Source organism: Neobacillus sp. DHD-1R (genome assembly GCF_057747995.1).
Genome location: NZ_CM173232.1, coordinates 910,437 through 929,890 on the forward strand (window position 1 = coordinate 910,437; position 19,454 = coordinate 929,890).

The 19,454-nt window shown below is 39.4% G+C and carries 10 protein-coding genes; 7 read left to right on the forward strand and 3 right to left on the reverse strand.

The genetic code is table 11. The features are described 5' to 3' along the window. Window positions 1-27: 27 nt before the first annotated feature. Window positions 28-639 (reverse strand): hypothetical protein, encoded by a 612-nt coding sequence (locus AC3ANL_RS04310; RefSeq protein WP_488328033.1) that lies wholly within the window; start codon window positions 637-639, stop codon window positions 28-30. Window positions 640-1,336: 697 nt separating this feature from the next. Between AC3ANL_RS04310 and AC3ANL_RS04315 the strand changes: the two genes are divergently transcribed. The 6 genes from AC3ANL_RS04315 (at window position 1,337) to AC3ANL_RS04340 (ending at window position 16,165) form a co-directional block, all read left to right on the forward strand. Further along, on the forward strand, window positions 1,337-5,524 hold the full coding sequence (locus AC3ANL_RS04315; protein ID WP_488328034.1) for a S8 family serine peptidase: 4,188 nt from the start codon (window positions 1,337-1,339) through the stop codon (window positions 5,522-5,524). Window positions 5,525-5,764: 240 nt separating this feature from the next. After that, window positions 5,765-10,015, forward strand: a complete 4,251-nt coding sequence (locus AC3ANL_RS04320; RefSeq protein ID WP_488328035.1) for a S8 family serine peptidase — start codon at window positions 5,765-5,767, stop codon at window positions 10,013-10,015. Between the two features lie 298 nt (window positions 10,016-10,313). Beyond that, window positions 10,314-12,362: a glucosaminidase domain-containing protein gene (locus tag AC3ANL_RS04325; protein WP_488328036.1), complete on the forward strand. Its 2,049-nt coding sequence runs from the start codon at window positions 10,314-10,316 to the stop codon at window positions 12,360-12,362. Window positions 12,363-12,559: 197 nt separating this feature from the next. Further along, window positions 12,560-14,440 (forward strand): phosphotransferase, encoded by a 1,881-nt coding sequence (locus tag AC3ANL_RS04330; RefSeq protein ID WP_488328037.1) that lies wholly within the window; start codon window positions 12,560-12,562, stop codon window positions 14,438-14,440. Further along, window positions 14,424-15,395 (forward strand): DMT family transporter, encoded by a 972-nt coding sequence (locus AC3ANL_RS04335; protein WP_488328038.1) that lies wholly within the window; start codon window positions 14,424-14,426, stop codon window positions 15,393-15,395. The genes AC3ANL_RS04330 and AC3ANL_RS04335 overlap by 17 nt, the downstream gene beginning before the upstream one ends. 77 nt (window positions 15,396-15,472) lie before the next feature. Further along, the gene (locus AC3ANL_RS04340) at window positions 15,473-16,165 is read left to right on the forward strand and encodes an NTP transferase domain-containing protein (protein ID WP_488328039.1); all 693 of its coding nucleotides are present in this window, start codon (window positions 15,473-15,475) and stop codon (window positions 16,163-16,165) included. A 356-nt stretch (window positions 16,166-16,521) separates the two neighbouring features. On the opposite strand, the gene AC3ANL_RS04345 is transcribed toward AC3ANL_RS04340, so the two are convergent. Both AC3ANL_RS04345 and AC3ANL_RS04350 read right to left on the reverse strand, forming a co-directional pair. Further along, on the reverse strand, window positions 16,522-16,758 hold the full coding sequence (locus AC3ANL_RS04345) for a hypothetical protein (RefSeq protein ID WP_488328040.1): 237 nt from the start codon (window positions 16,756-16,758) through the stop codon (window positions 16,522-16,524). A 164-nt stretch (window positions 16,759-16,922) separates the two neighbouring features. Further along, entirely contained in the window at window positions 16,923-17,294 is a 372-nt protein-coding gene (locus AC3ANL_RS04350; protein ID WP_488328041.1) for a nuclease-related domain-containing protein, read from the reverse strand. A 354-nt stretch (window positions 17,295-17,648) separates the two neighbouring features. Between AC3ANL_RS04350 and AC3ANL_RS04355 the strand changes: the two genes are divergently transcribed. After that, on the forward strand, window positions 17,649-19,193 hold the full coding sequence (locus tag AC3ANL_RS04355; protein ID WP_488328042.1) for a glucosaminidase domain-containing protein: 1,545 nt from the start codon (window positions 17,649-17,651) through the stop codon (window positions 19,191-19,193). The last annotated feature ends 261 nt before the right edge of the window (window positions 19,194-19,454 follow it).

Consider the following 19,454-nt stretch of genomic DNA (forward strand, 5'->3'; position numbering starts at 1 on the left):
TGAGGTTGCAGGGTCTGACCCTTTTTTTCAGTATGTATAGGAATAGGATTTATCATTCAGCCAATACTGAACGGTGCCATCTTCCATGATTATGTATTTAACTTTTTCTCTAGTTAAAGCCTTTTGTAAACTATCTCTTGCTAATTCTTGTTTTACTTGTAGTTCCATTATTTTTTTATTTAGGATCATCAGGTTTGGTTCCTTTGTGGTAGTGAGATAGATAAGAATATCTTGCTTCTGGTTCATGACATCCAAGAAATCTAGTTTATGATTTTTTAAACTGGAAGGAACATCTAGAGCAGCGGTCCTTTTTATTAGCTCTGCTTGTAGGCCTAACGCTTGTTGATAGTTTACACTATTTTTTTCCAGACAGTTGTTTAGTAGTTGCTCACTTTGCAAATGATACTTCTGCTCTTTTGTTAAGTAGGATACCATCACCTTTTGATTAGGCGTCATGGTAGTAACAGTGGCCACTATGATCATAATGATTAATACCAATAATCCGCTTAAGAAATAGACCCCAAGTTTCCTACCAGTACGTCGTGCCGGCGAAACAGCTTCGGCTTCCTGATGGAATCGAGCATTTGCCTGCAGTTCTTCTAGTTCTTGTTTTACTTTTTGCTGGGCGGCCGTTAGCATCTTCAGCCCTCCATAACGAGTAGAATAGATTAAAACTATTATTATCCTACTATAAAAGTTAATAAAAAAACCATTTATTCTCCAATTTTTCTAAAAAAAACAAATTAAAAGGATTTAGTTTCACAAAAAAAAAGACTGTCAATCAGTCTTTCACGAATATTCGTTTGCGCGGCTGGTTTCAGACCTTTATATAGGTTCGTCCTTCTTGAGGGCGAAATACCTTGATCCCAATAAGTCTTAGTGGAGTGAAGATTTCCTTCATATGTAAAAGCGGCATTTCATCAACCTCCAAATAAATAATAGTATTAATAGAATTAATGATATCGCACTCATGAAAGGGTGGAAATCAATTCTTGTCGATAAAAAACGACTTTATTCGAGAAAGCAAATAGGAAGCTGAAGCGATTTCCCGAGAAATGACGATTATTGTTTTGCTATAACTCGCACATAAGGATTTACAAAATTATACAAAATTCTTGGTAATTACTGGCTAAAAATACCATAAATCGTTTTGATGAAAATGTCGAATATTGCGAAAATTAATTCTTCGAAATCCGAAAATTATGTTGACCATTGTTGGATAAAACTACTAAAATTAGATTGTATATTCCAATTATTCTAGCAAATAAAAGGAGGAGAATATACCAAAATAATGTTCAAGTAGAATCTATTTTATTGAATTGGGGGAAAGAAGTAGATGAGTAAAAAGAACCAAAGTAAGAAAATTGCTACATATGCATTAGCCTCCGCTCTAGTATTATCCAACTTTAGCTTTGCACAACCCACATCTGCAGCAGCATATAAACCTAATGACATAGAATCAAAGGTCCAACAATTAAAACAGCAGCAAACGAGGGAATCTCATAAAGCACAATTAGCTGCTAAAAATTTAAAAGCTGACCTTAAAGCAACTGACAAAGTACGCGTGATTGTCGAAGTAGAGGGGCAAACGCCTGTTGAATATGCGACAAAAGAGGGAAAATTATACAAACAATTATCGGAAAATAAAAAATCTTCACTCTTATCTGTGGTAAAAAGTCAACAACAATCCGTTAAAGATAAAATCAAATCAAAAGGTGTTGGGATTAAATACAAACAGAGTTTCTCAACAGCCTTCAATGGTTTCAGTGGTGAAATCGCTTACGGCGATCTTAGCAAAATTGAGGCTGTATCAGGTGTAAAAGCTGTTTACTTAGCAAATGAGTACAACAGACCTAAAGTTGAACCTAACATGAAAACCAGCCATCAGTTCGTTCAATCTCGAGATACATGGTCAAAAGCAGGATTTAAAGGCGAAGGTATGGTTGTTGCGGTGATCGACACCGGTGTTGACCCTTCCCACCGTGACTTTAAATTAACAGATAACGCTAAAGAAGGATTAACAAAAAATGAAGTAGCCCAAGCTGTTGCTGACAATGGCTTAAAAGGTAAATTTTATACAGATAAAGTTCCTTTTGGCTATAACTATTATGATGGAAACGACACTATCCTTGACTTAGGACCTGGTGCAAGCATGCACGGTATGCACGTTGCGGGAACGGTAGCAGCGAATGGGGACGAAGCAAACGGTGGAATTAAAGGGGTTGCTCCAGAGGCGCAAGTTCTTGCGATGAAGGTATTTAGTAATGACCCTATTTATCCATCTACATGGTCTGACGTCTATCTTGCTGCAATTGATGATTCCATCAAGCTAGGTGCCGATGTTTTAAACATGAGCTTAGGTGATGTCGCTGCATTCTATCAAGAAGATAGCGCAGAAGACCTTGCTATTCAAAGAGCAACCGCAAACGGAATTGTCTGTGCCATGTCTGCCGGTAACTCCAACCATATCGGTGACGGCTGGGATAACCCATATGCCCAAAACCCTGATATAGGCGTAGTAGGTGCACCAAGTTTAAATCCAGATGGTATTTCCGTTGCCGCTGCCGGTAACGAAGCATACTGGTATAAAACAAATGTGACCGTCGACGGTCTTGAAGGATTCACAAGCGTAGGTCAAGGGATTGATGACTGGGAAAAATTAGCGGCAGCCCATGGTGGCAAACTTGAAGTGGTCAGCCTTGGCGGCAAGCTAGGGTACCCTGAAGACTATAAGGATATCGATGTTAAAGGAAAAGTCGTCCTTGTTCCACGAGGGACATTAACTTTCGTTGACAAGACCATTAATGCTGCTAATGCAGGTGCAGCAGGAATTATTGTTTACAATAAAACAAATGGATTTTTCTATGAGGACCAAGGCGGCTGGGATGTTCCATTTATGCTGATTTCAGGTGCAGAAGGAGCTGCCCTTGAAGACCAAGTGGCTAAGGGGCAGACCTTCATTCATGTTGCTACAGCCAATAAGAAGAACAGTCCTGAAATGGGCCGAATGACAAGCTTTACATCATGGGGAACGACACCATCCCTTGAATTGAAGCCTGAAATTACAGCACCTGGTGGAAATATCTACTCGACTGTTAATAATAATAAGTACACGGTAATGAGTGGTACGTCTATGGCATCACCGCATGTTGCCGGTGGATCTGCCCTCGTTCAACAATACTTGCTATCAGATGCTCGATTCAGCAAGCTTACGGTTGCAGAACGTACACATCTAGCAAAAGTATTATTGATGAACACGGCGAAAAATATCGATGACCTAAATGGCCAGCCATTCTCACCTCGCCGTCAAGGTGCTGGGATGATGCAAACCTATGCGGCGGTTACCACACCAGCCTACTTTGTGAATAAGGCTACTGGCGATGCTAAGGTTGAGTTGAAGGACTTCCAATCGACACAATTTGAAATGACGTTTACCGTTAAAAATATCTCTAATAAGACAGTAAACTACAATGTCAACACGGATGTGGTAACGGATACGATTCAGGATCAATACAATGTCCTAATTGCAGGTGATCTTGAAGGAGCAAAAGTTAATGCACCTAAGACCATAACGGTTGCAGCTGGAGAATCTAAGGACTTTACGGTTAAGGTTGATTTTTCAAATGCAAAAATTCCAGGTCTAGATGCTGATGGCAACAAAACGCTGCTAGATTTAAGAAAAAATATCTTCGTTGAAGGCTTCGTGACTTTAGCGGGTATCGATGAAAATACGCCTAATTTAATTGCACCATATGTCGGCTTCTACGGAAATTGGGATGAGCCGCAAAACGTGGATGGCTTTGCTACGCTTGGCGAAGACCGATACTTTGATTTGAAGTACCTTTTTAAAGATGGCACAGATGTAGAAGTAGATGGAAATTATTTTGGCACCTCGGTTGATAATAAATTCTATGCATTATCACCAAATGGTGATAAATACTTGGAGAATATAAACCCAATTCCATCATTTTTAAGAAACGCTGCGGAAGCACAATTCAACATTTTGGACAAGGACGGCAAGCAGCTTCGCCGTGTGAAGGCTGAAGCAGATGTTTACAAAAATGCATTTGATGGTGGGTCTGCTAATCCATTCTCCTATAAAACAGACCGCGTATGGGATGGAAAAGTAAAAGGTGAAGTGGTAAAAGACGGCTTGTACTATTATGAAATCAAAACGGTCATCGACTATGCAGGAGCGAAGTGGCAATCTAAGAAAATTCCTGTCTATGTCGATACAACCAAGCCAACCGTTGCTGCTGCATTTGATCCTAAGCAGTCAGCTGTTTCTTGGAAAACAACTGAAAATGGTACTGGTGTAGATTCATCCTGGATCTTTGTAAATGGTGAAAAAGTTGCGGAGGTAGATGGCAAAACTTCTTCCTATGTCCTTAAAAATGCACCTGAAAAAGCAATTATTCAAGTAGTCGCATGGGACAATGCCGGTAACTATGGGTATGATACTGCTGCCATCGGTGATGTTGATCTTCCATTAATCATTATTTCTGATGGTGAAAAGGATTCAGATGGTGCCTATGTACCGAATTCGCCAGAGCCTTGGGGGGCTTATCATACATTAGAAGTTCCGGTGAAAGGCTTTGTCACTGACGATACTGGCTTAAAATCATTGAAGGTTAATGGTAAAGAAGTTGCCTTAACGAAAGATGAAACGGGACGTTACGTGTTCGCTACGACTGTAAAGTTTGCAAAGGATGGACTCTATGATGTCCAAGTGGAAGCGGTTGACCATTCTAACAAAGCATTCTCAATTGCGCGTAAGGTTTATATCGATACTACTAAGCCAGTAATTAATGTAAAAGCACCAGAAAGAGTAGATAAGAAGGTTGATAAGGTTACCTTGAATGTAAACCTGCAAGATAACTTTAGCTACTTAAACTTCTATGTGGGCGAGGATCATGAGTTTGAAGTACCGCTTGTGAGCCCAGTGGATGCTTTAAAGCCATTAACTAAGGATTATCAGGTAACACTTCCGCTTAAGGAAGGCGAAAATAAATTTACATTACGAGCTACTGACCTTTCAGGTAACGAAACAGTCAAAGAAGTAGTGATTAACCGCAAGGATGCAGAAGTAAAACCACAACCAGTATTGAAAAACGGCTGGAAATTTGAAAATGGATCATGGTTCTATTATGTGAAGAATGTTAAATCTACTGGCTGGGTAAAAGACGCTGGTAAATGGTACTTCTTAAAAAATGATGGAAAAATGGCTACTGGCTGGGTATATACAGGCGGTGCTTGGTATTACTTAACCAAGTCTGGTGCAATGAAGACCGGCTGGTTATTAGAAGGTGGAAAGTGGTACTACCTCAATGCCAGCGGTGCCATGGCTACTGGTTGGAAATATGTAAATGGTAAGTGGTACTACCTCAATGCCAGCGGTGCCATGGCCACTGGTTGGAAATATGTAAATGGTAAGTGGTATTACCTTTACAATTCCGGTGTAATGGCTGCCAACACTACGATCGATGGCTATAAAATTGGTAAGGATGGAGCTTGGATTAAATAGTAAGATTGTATTTTAGTGAAAAATAGCGGATAGAAGCAATTCTATTCGCTATTTTTATGACCTTTTCCCTATGAAAATATTGGAATTTTTTTGCAATCTATTTTTGAAAAATAGATTGACCAAGAGGTAGGGGTCTACTAGAATTGAAGTATCATTTAGATTTTTCCTACAAATTTGGAGATACTTACTAGATTGAAATAATTTAAGTGTGCTAGTTATTTAGAGGGGGCAAATAAAAGAATGAGTCTTAAGTCATGGAAAAAGAAACAGAAATTGACATCATATGCGTTAGCATCTGCCTTGGTTTTATCAAACCTTGGATATGTTGTTCCCGCATCAGCCGCAGCACAAACACCAGTGAAAAAAGATTACTCTTCTTTGGTGAACCAGTTTAAACAGCATTTAAAAGTAAATGAACACAAAAAACTTAGTGAAACGCTTAAAAATAAATTTAAAGAGACGGACAATGTTCGTGTCATCGTAGAAGTCGATGGGCAGACACCTGTAGAGATCGCAACAAAACAAGGAAAACTTTACAAGGAGTTAGCGGAAAGTACGAAACAATCAATCGCTGCCAAACTTGATAAGGCACAGAAAGACGTAAAAGAAAAAATCAAAACCAAAGGTGTCAAACTAAAATACAAGAACCACTTCTCAACTGCATTTAATGGGTTCAGCGCTGAAATCCCTTTTGGTGAAATTCAGAAGCTTGAGGGCGTTGAAGGCGTTAAACAGGTATATTTGGCAAATGAATACAAGCGTCCGGTTAAACCAGACTTAAAAACAAGCAAATCATATGTTCAAGCACCCGAAACTTGGGCGGATGCTGGTTTAAAAGGCGAGGGAATGGTTGTCGCTGTCATTGATACAGGCGTTGATCCAACCCATAAGGACTTTGTGCTATCAGATGACTCGAAGGCCGAACTTTCTAAGGAAGATGTCAATCAAATTGTCGGTAAAGATGGATTAAAAGGGAAATTTTATACGGAAAAGGTACCGTATGGCTATAACTATTTTGACCAGAACGACACAATCCTCGATAAAGGATTTACGGGAATGCACGGCATGCATGTAGCCGGTATCGTTGCTGCCAATGGGGACGAAGAGGATGGCGGTGTTAAAGGGGTAGCCCCTGAAGCACAGGTGTTGGCGATGAAGGTGTTTAGTAATGATATTCTTTTCCCTTCTACATGGTCGGATGTATACCTGGCAGCCATTGATGATTCGATTAAACTCGGAGCAGATGTGCTGAACATGAGCCTTGGCGAAATAGCCTCGTTTTATTCGAAGGATAGTGCCGAGGATGTAGCAATCAGTAGAGCAACCACGAATGGTATTGTCTGTTCGATGTCTGCTGGAAACTCGGGAACAATTGGTTTCGGTTGGGATAATCCTTTTTATAAAAATCCGGATATCGGTGTCGTTGAAGCACCAGGATTAAATCCAGATGGTATTTCTGTTGCAGCGGCTAACAATCTTATCAACCAGTATCAACATTCGATTGCAGTAGACGGTTTTACGGGTGTTGGCTATGGAAAAGATGACTGGAGTTCACTGACAGCAGAAAATGAAGATTTACAGGTGGTCAGCCTAAATGGTGGTTTGGGTTATTTTGAGGATTATGAAAATGTAGATGTAATTGGTAAGGTAGTCCTTGTAAAAAGGGGTGACCTATCCCTTGCTGATAAAGCGTGGATCGCTGCAGAATCAGGTGCCATTGGCATTATCGTTTATGATGATGGGGAGACGTTCTATAAAAATCAGGGTGGCTTTGACATTCCGTTTATGTTAATTTCGGAAAAAGAGGGTGAGGCGCTCGAAGCTGCCATTGCCGGCGGCCATACTTCGGCAACCATTACCCAATTAGAAAAACAACAAGACCCTGATTCAGGTAAACTAACTAATTTTTCTTCATGGGGAACGACACCAGGTCTTGAGTTAAAACCAGAAATCACGGCCCCAGGAGGAAACATTACTTCGACTCTAAATGATGATCAATATGGCGAATATAGTGGAACATCTATGGCTGCTCCGCATGTGGCCGGCGGTGCCGCCCTTGTCCAGCAGTACTTGCAAAAGGACACTCGTTTTAAAGGTCTTTCCGTTAGTGCACGTACACATTTGGCGAAAACACTTCTAATGAATACGGCAAAAGTGATCAATGATGCCAATGGTCAGCCATATTCACCACGTCTTCAGGGCGCTGGGATGATGCAGATATTCAATGCAGTTAAGACACCCGTATATGTTGTAAATAAGAACAATAACCAAGCAAAAGTCGAACTAAAAGACTTTACTTCTAAAAAGTTTGAAATGACGCTTACTGCTAAAAACATTTCAACAAAGGACATTACCTATACAGTACATACATCTGTATTAGCGGATACTCTCAAGAAAAGTGCGGATGGAGACGACCGTAATGCTTTGAGTGCCGGTAATCTAGAAGGTGTGATTGTCGGTGGACCAAAGACCGTTACAGTTCCTGCTGGAAGTACAAAAGATATTACCATTAAGGTGGATATTAGTCAGGCAAAAGTGCCTGCCATCACAGCGGGTGGAAAGAAAACGACTGTTAAACTTCAACCAGATATGTTTGTTGAAGGGTTTGTTCGATTAGAGGATGCAGATAAGAATGCCATTGGCAAAAAAGAGCTTAGTCCGGATCTAACAGTTCCATATGTTGGCTTTTACGGCAAGTGGGATAATCCGTCTATTCTCGATGGCTTTAAGGATATGGGCGAATCCCAATTCTTCGATCTCCAAGGTATGTTTGATTATGAAGATGAAGAGGGCAATCAAGTTGAAGTTCCTATCCATAATATGTTGTCAGATGACTGGTTTACCGAACCAGTTCCTGAAAAAGGTTTCTATGCGTTCTCGCCAAATGGAGACTGGATGAAAGAGGACATCAATGTATTCCCAGCATTTTTACGGAATGCAGCCGAGGCACAGTTTAATGTATTAGATGAAAATAAACAAGTATTACGTCGTGTGAAATTGGAGAAAAACGTATTTAAAAGTTATTATGATGACGGTTACGGAATGCCGTTTTCCTATAACTACGACCGGTCATGGGATGGTACGGTAAAAGGTAAAACAGTGAAGGATGGTTTATATTATTACCAAGTGAAGTCTGTGATAGATTATAAAGGTGCCGGCTATCAAACGAAAGATATTCCTATTTTAGTAGATACCGTTTCACCACAAGTGAAAGCAAGTTTCGACCCAGAAACATCTACAGTCAGTTGGAATGGGGTTGATAAGGGTGCAGGCGTATTGGCATACGGCATTTTTGTTAATGGTGAATATGTTGGGGAAACAACTGGTGAGGAAACTAGCTATGAATTATCCGATGTGCCAGAAGGTGCGCTAATTGATGTTCTTGCTGTTGACTATGCGTATAACTTTGGTGGAGATACAGCTGCGGTTGGTGAGGTAGAAGATGAGGATCCAATAATCGTCGTTGATCCTTTTTCAACCATGCCTTATGGAGCATATAACGCGAAAGAAGTCCCGGTTACCGGTTTTATCATGGAGGATTTGGGATTAACCTCCTTAACCGTTAATGGAAAAGCAGTGAGCTTTACCCATGCTGGCCCGGGAATGTACGCCTTTTCAACGAAAGTGGCATTTGAAAAGGACGGCTTCTACGATATCATTGTCAAAGGAATCGATAAATCAGACAATCAGTCTTCGATATCTCGTAAGGTTTTCATTGATTCTACTGCACCACAAATCAATGTGACCGCACCAAAGCTTGTTGCTGATCAGGTTAAAGAAGTGACATTAAAACTTAACCTAAAAGACAATTTTAACTATCTTTCATTATTTGTTAATGATAATCATGAATATGAAAAAGCAATTGTTGGTCCGGTTGATGTGCTAACGCCTGCAAATGATGAGGTGGAAGTTAAAGTGCCTCTTTCCAGCGGCTTAAATAAAATAACTTTAAAGCTTCGCGATCTTGCCGGCAATGAAACGGTGAAAGAAGTTGTGGTCAATCGTTCCAATGTAACGGGATGGAAGTATGAAGGCGGCTCGTGGTATTACTACAACAACAGTGTCAAAGCAACTAGTTGGTTAAAGGTTCACAATGTTTGGTATTACCTTGATAAAGATGGGAAAATGCAAACCGGCTGGTTAAAAGATAAGAACAAATGGTACTACCTAACCAAGAGCGGCGCAATGGCAGAGAAAATGTGGGTATATGATCACAATAAGTGGTATTACCTTGGTTTAAATGGCGTAATGAAAACAGGCTGGGTTGCGCTTAAGGGTAAATGGTACTATTTAAATGGAAATGGTGCTATGGCAACAGGCTGGGTTTTACAAAAGGGTAAATGGTATTATTTGAATCCAAACGGCGACATGGCAATAGGCTGGAAGCAGGTTGGCCAAAAGTGGTACTTCCTCTACCAATCTGGTCAACTTGCTGTTAATACAACTATCAATGGCTATAAATTGGGCAAAGATGGTGCATGGATTAAATAAACAATTACTCTTACAATCTTAAAAAGAATGGCGAGCAGAGCAATCTGTTCGCCATTTTCTTTCGACCTAAAAATTGGAATTCCATGGCGAAAGTACTAAAAACGACATATTTTTCATTTTTTTATTGAAATATCGTGCCAACATGAGAAAATAAGGAGAAACTATCAATTTTTAAAAAGGGGGTTCTTTCGACTATATGAAAAGGTTTGGTTCGGTAATCAATTCCTTTTGTTTGTCCTTAACTATTTTTTCATATAGATAATTTAATAGAAAGATCTTTTTTGGAGGGAGAAAAATTTTGAAGAAAAAAGGGTTCACAGCTTTAGCCTTGGCAACTATGTTGTTCTCTTCCGCTGCTTCAGGTGTCACTGCCGCGGGTACGAATACATGGAAGTATCAAAATAATCATTGGTACTATTTAACTTCGACAGGTACGCCTATTACTGGTTGGATTCAAGATAATAATAAATGGTATTTTTTAGATAGCAAGGGTGTCATGAAGACAGGCTGGCTTTTAGATAAAAATATTTGGTATTTCCTGGATGTGAGTGGTGCCAGGAAAACAGGCTGGCTGTTAGATAAAAATCGTTGGTATTTCTTGGACGCAAATGGTGCCATGAAAACTGGCTGGGTAAAAAGTAATAATAAATGGTATTTTCTGCAACCAAGCGGTGCGATGAAAACAGGCTGGCTGTTAACAGGTGGGAAATGGTACTTCCTAGATGCAAGTGGTGCGATGAAAACAGGCTGGATAAAAGATGGTCCAACATGGTATTATCTTGAATCAAGCGGTGCGATGAAGACAGGCTGGATTGTTGATCAAAACATAAAATATTATCTTAGCCTGAGCGGTGCAATGGTTACTGGTCAAAAATTCATTGACGGAAAGCCCTATGAGTTTGCTGCTTCAGGTGCCTTGAACACATCCCCATTGACAGGCTGGTTCCGTGACGGAAAAATAATTATGTTTTTCGATGCTGGTGGAGTCATGCACAAAGGGTGGCTCACCGAAGGTACGAATAAGTATTATTTTACCCAAGACGGCTTAATTCAAACGGGCTGGTTAACTGAAAATGGAGAAAAATATTTCTTTGCTCAGGATGGCAAGATGCAAACAGGCTGGTTATTAGACAATAATAAATGGTATTATTTGAAAACCGATGGCACAATGGCTATTGGCTGGGTATATGACAATGGAAAATGGTATTTCATGGATAATTATGGAATAATGAAGACAGGCTGGTTAATTGATAACGGTGCTAAGTATTATTTACTTAGCGGTGGCAGTATGGCAAAAGGCTGGTTAACACTGGGTGATTATAAATACTACTTTGCTGCCAATGGAAAAATGGTTACTGGCGAACAAGTTATCGATGGCAGGACCTATAACTTTTTTGATAACGGGATCTTAAATACAGGTCCGATTACGACAACAACTAATTATAGCCAAACATTCCAGCAGTTCCTCGACATCGAAATGGGGAAAACCCCGCAAACGGATAAGTATAGAAATAGTAAGGCCTATGTGAGTGCTGATTATGTTCTTGTTGATGCTCAAGATCCAACAAAAGGACTCGTAATATCCACAACACCGCTGAACGTTCGGGAAGAAACTAATACAAGTTCGTTTGTTTTTGGAACAGTAAAGCCGAGTACACAAGTGCAAGTACTTGCGAAAGTGGGAACATGGTACGAAATTAAGTACGACACCTGGCGCAATGCGAAATCTGCAGATGTGTCTTATTATTTGAATCCAAAAACGTTTAGCTCGACTAGTACAGAGTACTTCCAATTCCTCCTTTTAAATAAGGGGGCAGGTACAACCGCCGAGGACTTAAATGCGAAAGCATTGGCTGGAAAAGGAATTTTAGAAGGAAAGGCAAATGCATTCCTTCAAGCGAGCAAAAAGTATAATGTCAATGAAATTTATTTAATTTCCCATGCCTTGCTTGAAACAGGCAATGGTAAATCTGCGTTGGCTCAAGGTATTGAGGTGACAGAGGTGGATGGGCAAGCATTAGCCCAACCAGTGAAGGTTTATAATATGTACGGCATCGGTGCCTTTGACAGCTGTCCAAATACATGTGGAGCGGAAATGGCCTATAAAAAGGGCTGGTTTACACCGGAAGCTGCCATCATTGGCGGTGCAGAATTTATTGGCGCCGGCTATATAAATGCAGCAACACCACAAAATACACTTTATAAAATGCGTTGGAATCCGCTTAATCCTAGTCATCAATATGCTACCGATATAGGCTGGGCCGTTAAACAAACATATAATATTAAAAAAATCTATGATTCATTAAGTTCATATACCTTATATTATGACCTTCCTGTTTATAAATAAGGTAAAAATGAAGACTGTGCATGAAGTTGCACAGTCTTTTTGCGTATATCAAGGGGAGCAGGGGAGTACATTTCTAATTTTAGTCTCTTTTATATTCAATTTTTGAATAAATCCTTCCTTTTTTTGTTTACAGAGTTTTAAGGTTGCGTTACAATAACTTTACATTCAAATATTGAATACATCGGAGGACAAATGAAATGGAACAGCATTTATTTCAATTATTAGAAGCCATTAATAAAAATGCCAACTTGAATCAAAAAAAACTGGCTGAAATATGCGGAATTTCAATTGGAAAGGTTAATTATTTAATCCATGACCTAACATTTGGAGATTATATTTACAGGGAAAAAAAGGGGAGAAATATTAGTTATTTTCTAACGCAAAAAGGGCTGGACTTTTTACAAAGCGGGATTGAAGCCTATTACGAAAAAAAGGTTAATATCCATCAAGAGCCGCTCAAGGAAATTAAACAGGCGGTAATTTTAGCAGCTGGGCCAAGAAAAGATTTCGATAAACCAGCCGGATTAATGGATATAGGCGGTACCACGTTACTGAAAAGAAATCTTGATATTTTGCAGGAAAACGGCATCAATCATATTATCATGGTGACTGGTTATAAGCGGGAAGTCTTCCAGGGGTTTCCTGAATTTAACCACCTTACATTTGTGAATAATCCAAAATACAAATGGACTGGTTCAATGGCATCCTTGACTGCCGCTTTTGACTTTATAACGGATGATTTTATTTTAGTTGAAGATGATATTTTAATTGAACAGCGGGCAATAAGAGAAATACTCTCCCACCCGCAGCGTGATTGTGTCCTGATTAGCAATGAGAGTGGATCAGGAGACGAGGCTTTTGTTGAAATTAAAAATGGCTATCTACATAAAATCTCTAAAGACATCCATCAGTTTAACCGAATCGACGGTGAAATGATTGGAATTAGCAAACTATCCTATGAAGTTTATGAAAAAATGGTCAGCGAATATCAACGAAATAATAAAAATCCATATATCAATTATGAATATCTGCTTTTGGATTTTTCGAGACACTACAACATTGGGTATTTGAAAATGCATAACCTTATTTGGGGTGAAAATGACAGCCAGCAGCACTATATCACCATTAAGGAAAAAACCTATCCGATGCTAAAAAGGAAGGAAGCAGAATTCCTTGAAATTTTTATCAAGAGCCAATTAATGGATGCTTTAGATTTAGCCTACGAGGATATTGAGGATATTCAGCCGTTTGGAGGCATGACTAATAAGAACTTTAAAGTGGTCATTAAGGGGAAGGAATATGTTCTCCGGATTCCAGGGAATGGAACGGAAACGATGATTAATCGTAAAGAGGAAAAGTTCAATGCTGCACTCGCCAGCAAACTTGGCATTGATACTGAACTGATTTATTTTAATGAAGAAACAGGTGTAAAAATAGCGGAATTGATCCCAGGGGCGGAAACCTTGAACAGCAAAATGTGTAAACGCCAAGATTTTATGGAAATGACAACCGCCATTTTTAGAAAGCTCCATTCTTCTAACCTACAGATGGCAAATCGTTTTGATGTGTTTGAAAGAATGGCTGTATACGAGCGTCTGATGGAGGAAGCTAAGGGTCAACCATATGTACCATATGAAGAAGTAAAAGCTCAAGTAATGAACTTGAAACAGATTTACCAGGCTATGGATATTAAAATGACCCCCTGCCATATCGATCCGGTTCCAGAAAACATGGTCTTGAGCAAGGATGGACAGTTGTATTTTATTGATTGGGAATATAGCGGCATGAATGATCCAATGTGGGATTTAGCCTCTCATTCTATGGAAAGTAATTTTACACCAGAAGAAGAAGAATTACTGCTAATGCTTTACTTAGAACAAGATGAAGTTCCGCTAGAAATTCAACAGCGGGTGCTGATGAATAAAATTTTCCAGGATTTCCTATGGAGTACTTGGACAGTCATAAAAGAAGCGAAGGGTGACGATTTTGGCACATATGGAATCGATCGCTTTAATCGCTGTAGAGAGCATTTAAACCATGACTTAATTAGGGAGATGACGTATGTATACCAAAAATAAAGGTATTTTTTATGGTATGTTTTCTGGATTCACTTGGGCACTCGACACCGTTTTAATTGGAATGGTGCTAGCAAAGACCGTATTTATTTCAACCGAAACCGTCATTTTTCTTGCTCCATTAGTTAGTACTTTTTTACATGATATGTTATCCAGCTTATGGATGATGCTGTATATGACCATTCGAGGGGAATTTAAAGTTCCTTTTAAAAAAATATTCACAAGAAGCGGCCGGTTTGTTATGTTAGGGGCACTTCTCGGCGGTCCGATTGGAATGACCGGTTACGTGCTTGCTGTTAAGTACTTAGGTGCATCACTATCAGCATCGATTTCGGCCATATACCCGGCCATTGGGGCGTTCTTTGCTTTCTTGATCTTGAAAGACCGATTATCGATAAAGAACTGGATTGGGCTTTTTATCAGCATTTTATTTATTTTCCTGCTTGGTTTTTCCGGAGGTACGCCGTCACCAAGTTATATTCTTGGCTTCTCTTTTATTCTGTTATGTATTTTTGGCTGGGGAATGGAGTGTGTTATTCTCGCTTACGGCATGAAGGATGATGAAATCTCGCCTGAACAGGCGCTGCAAATTAGGCAGCTGGTTTCTGCTGTAACCTACGGCGTATTGATTTTACCTATTTTTAAGGCGTATCCGCTTGTGGGTCAAGTCGTGACGAGCAGTGAATTTTTCCTAATTGCGGTGATTGCCTTGTCTGGTACCGCATCATATGTGTTTTACTATAAAGCCATTTATACGCTTGGACCGACTCGCGCGATGGCGTTAAATATCTCTTATGCAGCTTGGGCCATTTTCTTAAGTTTTATTATTTTACACACACCTATTACCGCAAAGGTCGTCTTTTTTAGTATTATGATATTAGTTGGTTCGGTCATTACGGTTGCCAGCCAGGATGAACTAAAATGGATGAATATGTTCAAAGCTAAGAAAAGCGCGTAATGGGTTGATGGCAAGACCAATTCTAACGCGGACGTTAAAAATGAATGGAAATTAGTAAAGGCAGGAGAACAACTTAAATGAGAGCAATTTTACTAGCAGCAGGAATGGGAACAAGATTACGACCATTAACACTCACAACACCAAAATCCCTAACTGTCGTAAACGGCAAGCCGATGCTTGAGAAACAGATTGAATATCTACAGGAAATTGGTGTCGACGAGATCATCGTGGTTACAGGTTATTTAGCTGAGAAATTCGACTATTTAAAAGAAAAATATGGTGTAAAGCTCATTCATAATGATAAGTACGAGGTCTATAATAACATTTACAGCATGTATTTAGTTAGAGAATATCTCCACGATGCCTATGTGTGCGAGGGCGATGTATACTTGCATCACAATTTTCTTTTAAAAGAGCCAAAAAATTCCATGTATTTCAGTGCCAGAAAGCCTGATTTTAAAGGGGAGTGGATGCTCCGCTTCAACGACCAATATAAGGTTACTGATATTGAAGTTGGTGATGGAAACCACGAATTTATTCTCTGCGGTGTTTCTTATTGGTCTGAGACGGATGGCAAGTACATTGTTGGAAAATTAGAAGAAGTCGTTTCCAAAAGCAGCTTTACTGAGTTGTTCTGGGATAACATCGTTAAGGATCATCTCGATGAGGTAAATGTTTATCTTCAAGAAATTCATTCAGATGACAGCTACGAAATTGACTCTATAGCAGATCTTGAAAAATTGAATCAATCATTAGCGGCACGTGGATAAAAAAAGACGGACACTTTGGTGTCTGTTTTTTTTTGAGGGTGTTTATGGAAGCTGACAAAAGATTAGTTGTGATATAAAAGTGCCTAAACGACCGAACACAAGAAAAAAGAAGGCGAAGGGTAGATTATGTCGCCTCTAAACGACCTAACGCAAGAGAATAGAAGGAGACGGGTAGTTTATGGCCCCTCTAAACGACCGAACAAAAGAAAACAGATTCGAAGGGGAGTTTATCCACACTCTAAACGGCCAAACACAAGAAAAAAGAGGAAGTACTTTAAGCCTAGCAAGATCCTAAATACTTAAACTTCACAAATAAAAGAACCCTAGTATTTTACCAGGGCCCAAACCTTAACTCTTTATTCATAATAAACCCATCTACCAAACCCGATAGCTTTATATTCTTCCTTTAAAATCCTCCCAATCATTTTCTTCGATTCAATTACCGCACACCACTCCTGTACTCCATTCGTAGTAATCTTAACATCCGGAAAAAGTAACCTTAATTCCTCCACATTACGCACTACCGCAGTATCAACATCCTCTGCATAGCCGCATTCCTTACAGAGTACATTCCTTAATCTCGCAAGAACCATAAAAGATTGGCACAAGGGACAAAGTATGCCTTTCCTGAGGCCATTATAAGAATAAGGAGGAATATAAGGATAAGGAGAGTCAGTTTGATGCATGGAAACTAACAGCTCCGCCAGCTTGGTGTATCTTCCGGTTTGCTTCCCTGATAACGCATTTAATTTTTTCGTTAAGTTATTAATCTGGGTAGAATAAATGATTGGTTCATCTTTGGGTGCCTGATATAGGGTGAAATTAGGGTTGATAAAACTACCCGCGATTCAAGTGGAAATATAAATCCGTATTGTTGGAGCCATTGACGGAATAAGGAGTCACATCGTGAGAGTTGTTTCAGGGGATTCTTCATTAACTTACCCGTTATCATATAGAAATCACCTGCTTCAAAAAAATAATCACCTTCATTATTTTTAACATCATAAAGGTAAATGGTTTCATCAATAATCAACGTATCTATTTGAAACTTCGAATTGTTTACCTCGAGCAATAAATCATTTAAGACAATAGGTTTACTCGTAAGTTTCTCCGTTAGTGAATCAAACATCAACTCCCCCTCATAACCTTTTTTAATCCACAAATAATTTTTTTATCTTTTTCAGCTAACTCCATTCGAGCATTTAAACTTCTTAAAATAACTAACTCTCTCCGTTCCGTTCGGGGCTTATAAGCCATAGAGCACATCCTTCCCGTTTTTAGGCAGCATTCAAGTTTAATTTTATAAAAAATACGAAACTATCTATATCACATCTATGTCCATTTATTGACATTTTTCGGTAAATCCTTAGCGAAGGGTTTCACTAAAGGAAGAGATATAAACTTGTGGGAACCGTTGTAAACTATGGTAAACTATTAGTAGAATCCTAGAAATAAAACTGAGGAAGTAGAGAGGAGAAATGAGTTGAAAAATAGAGTAATTTGTAGTTTTATCATGCTTTTTGTCATACTAGGCTGGTCTTATGGCGTACCATCAAAAAACGTAGAAGCAGCCGAAGTACAAAAGGTTGTTACTTCAGTGAAACTGCCAGTTTATAAGAGTTTTGAGGAACTTTCTGACTTTCGTATTCATACCCAAACTGGCTATGCCCACTTAGCGGAACTTTCCTATAACGATAAAGTAACCATTTTAAGCGAGAAAGACTATGCTGCAAAAATCAGAATGACCAACGGCCAAGAAGGCTGGGTTCATAAAGCCTACTTAAGCAGCGATAGCTCGAAACAAACGTGGTTGGTTAAAGAGGGTCGAAATTTGCGAGAGGGACCAAGTACCTCTTATGCAAAAACCGGGGTGATTCCTGATAACGCCAAGGTGAATGTCCTTGACTATAATAAAGCGACTAATTTTTATAAGGTTCAAACAGTGGATAAACGTTTAACAGGCTGGATTTATGGATTCTATCAAGGGGAAGAAAATGGAGGATTTATAGATTACAAAGCTGGGAGCAATATCATCCCCTATGAAGAGGGTACCAACAAAAACCAGATTTCTATTTTCACCCCATTAAACAAAAAAGCCAATATCTCAGCGAACGCCCTCAACCAGTTTATTAACTATAAAACAAATTGGGCTAAAACATTAATGACGAATACGGGCGCGGCCTATATCAACGCCCAAAATCAAACGGGCTTGAATGCCATTTATCTTTTGGCCCATTCAGGCCTTGAGTCCAAATGGGGAACTTCCGATATTGTTAAAGCGAAGAACAACTTCTATGGGATTGGAGCAGATGACCTTAATCCTACTAGTGGAGCAGCTAGTTTTTCCACTCCAAATGATGGAATCATAAATGGGGCACAATGGATCAATAAGAGATTTGTGAGCAGGGAAAAATTTATGGAAAACTATTCATTCCCACAGCCAACACTAGATAACATGCGGTTTAATAGCGGCTTGCATCAATACTCTACCGATGAAGCCTGGGCAAGCAAGATTGCCCAACTTGCGCAAGAATTTAATCAGTTCACGGCAAATTCTGGTTGGAAAACGATTAATGGCAAGAAGTATTTTTTCAATCAAGATTGGACTCTAAAAACGGGCTGGCTTCTAACAAGCGGTAAATGGTATTACCTCGATAATACTGGTGTAATGAAAACCGGCTGGGTGAAAACGGGCACCAAATGGTATTACCTTGATTCGTCCGGAGTGATGAAAACAGGCTGGCAGTATGTAAATGGTAAATGGTATTTTATGAATCCTGCCGGTGATATGAAAATTGGCTGGCTGAAAACAGGCGGCAAGTGGTATTTTCTCGATAATAGCGGTGCCATGAAAACCGGCTGGCTTAGCAATGGCGGCAAGTGGTATTACTTAAATAAAAGCGGCGCGATGCAAACAGGCTGGGTTTATGTGAACCGTAAATGGTATTACCTCTATAGTGACGGTCATATGGCGGCCAATACGAAAATTGGCGGATATCGATTAGGAAGAGACGGCGCGATGCTCTAACAAACTATTAAAAAAACGCCTAATAGCATGTAGGTTGATTCTTTTTTTATAAAATTTCTACTCCCCGATTCGACAAATACTAGTACATTAAAGCTAGGATAAGAAGGACCAATATTAAGTGAATATTGGTTGTAATAGGCTAAATGTCATAAAACAGGTCTGCCAATAGGCCTGTTTTTTTTGCATTTATTTGAAAAAACTAATAAAAAGTCGAATTTGGTCAGTTTTTGAAACATTCCTGTAATACTATTAATAACTAAC

Coding starts and splice junctions, on each gene's coding strand:
- AC3ANL_RS04340 (WP_488328039.1), top strand. CDS start 15,473: ATGAGAGCAATTTTACTAGCAGCAGGAATGGGAACAAGATTACGACCA.
- AC3ANL_RS04330 (WP_488328037.1), top strand. CDS start 12,560: ATGGAACAGCATTTATTTCAATTATTAGAAGCCATTAATAAAAATGCC.
- AC3ANL_RS04320 (WP_488328035.1), top strand. CDS start 5,765: ATGAGTCTTAAGTCATGGAAAAAGAAACAGAAATTGACATCATATGCG.
- AC3ANL_RS04345 (WP_488328040.1), bottom strand. CDS start 16,758: ATGGTTCTTGCGAGATTAAGGAATGTACTCTGTAAGGAATGCGGCTAT.
- AC3ANL_RS04315 (WP_488328034.1), top strand. CDS start 1,337: ATGAGTAAAAAGAACCAAAGTAAGAAAATTGCTACATATGCATTAGCC.
- AC3ANL_RS04335 (WP_488328038.1), top strand. CDS start 14,424: ATGTATACCAAAAATAAAGGTATTTTTTATGGTATGTTTTCTGGATTC.
- AC3ANL_RS04350 (WP_488328041.1), bottom strand. CDS start 17,294: ATGTTTGATTCACTAACGGAGAAACTTACGAGTAAACCTATTGTCTTA.
- AC3ANL_RS04310 (WP_488328033.1), bottom strand. CDS start 639: ATGCTAACGGCCGCCCAGCAAAAAGTAAAACAAGAACTAGAAGAACTG.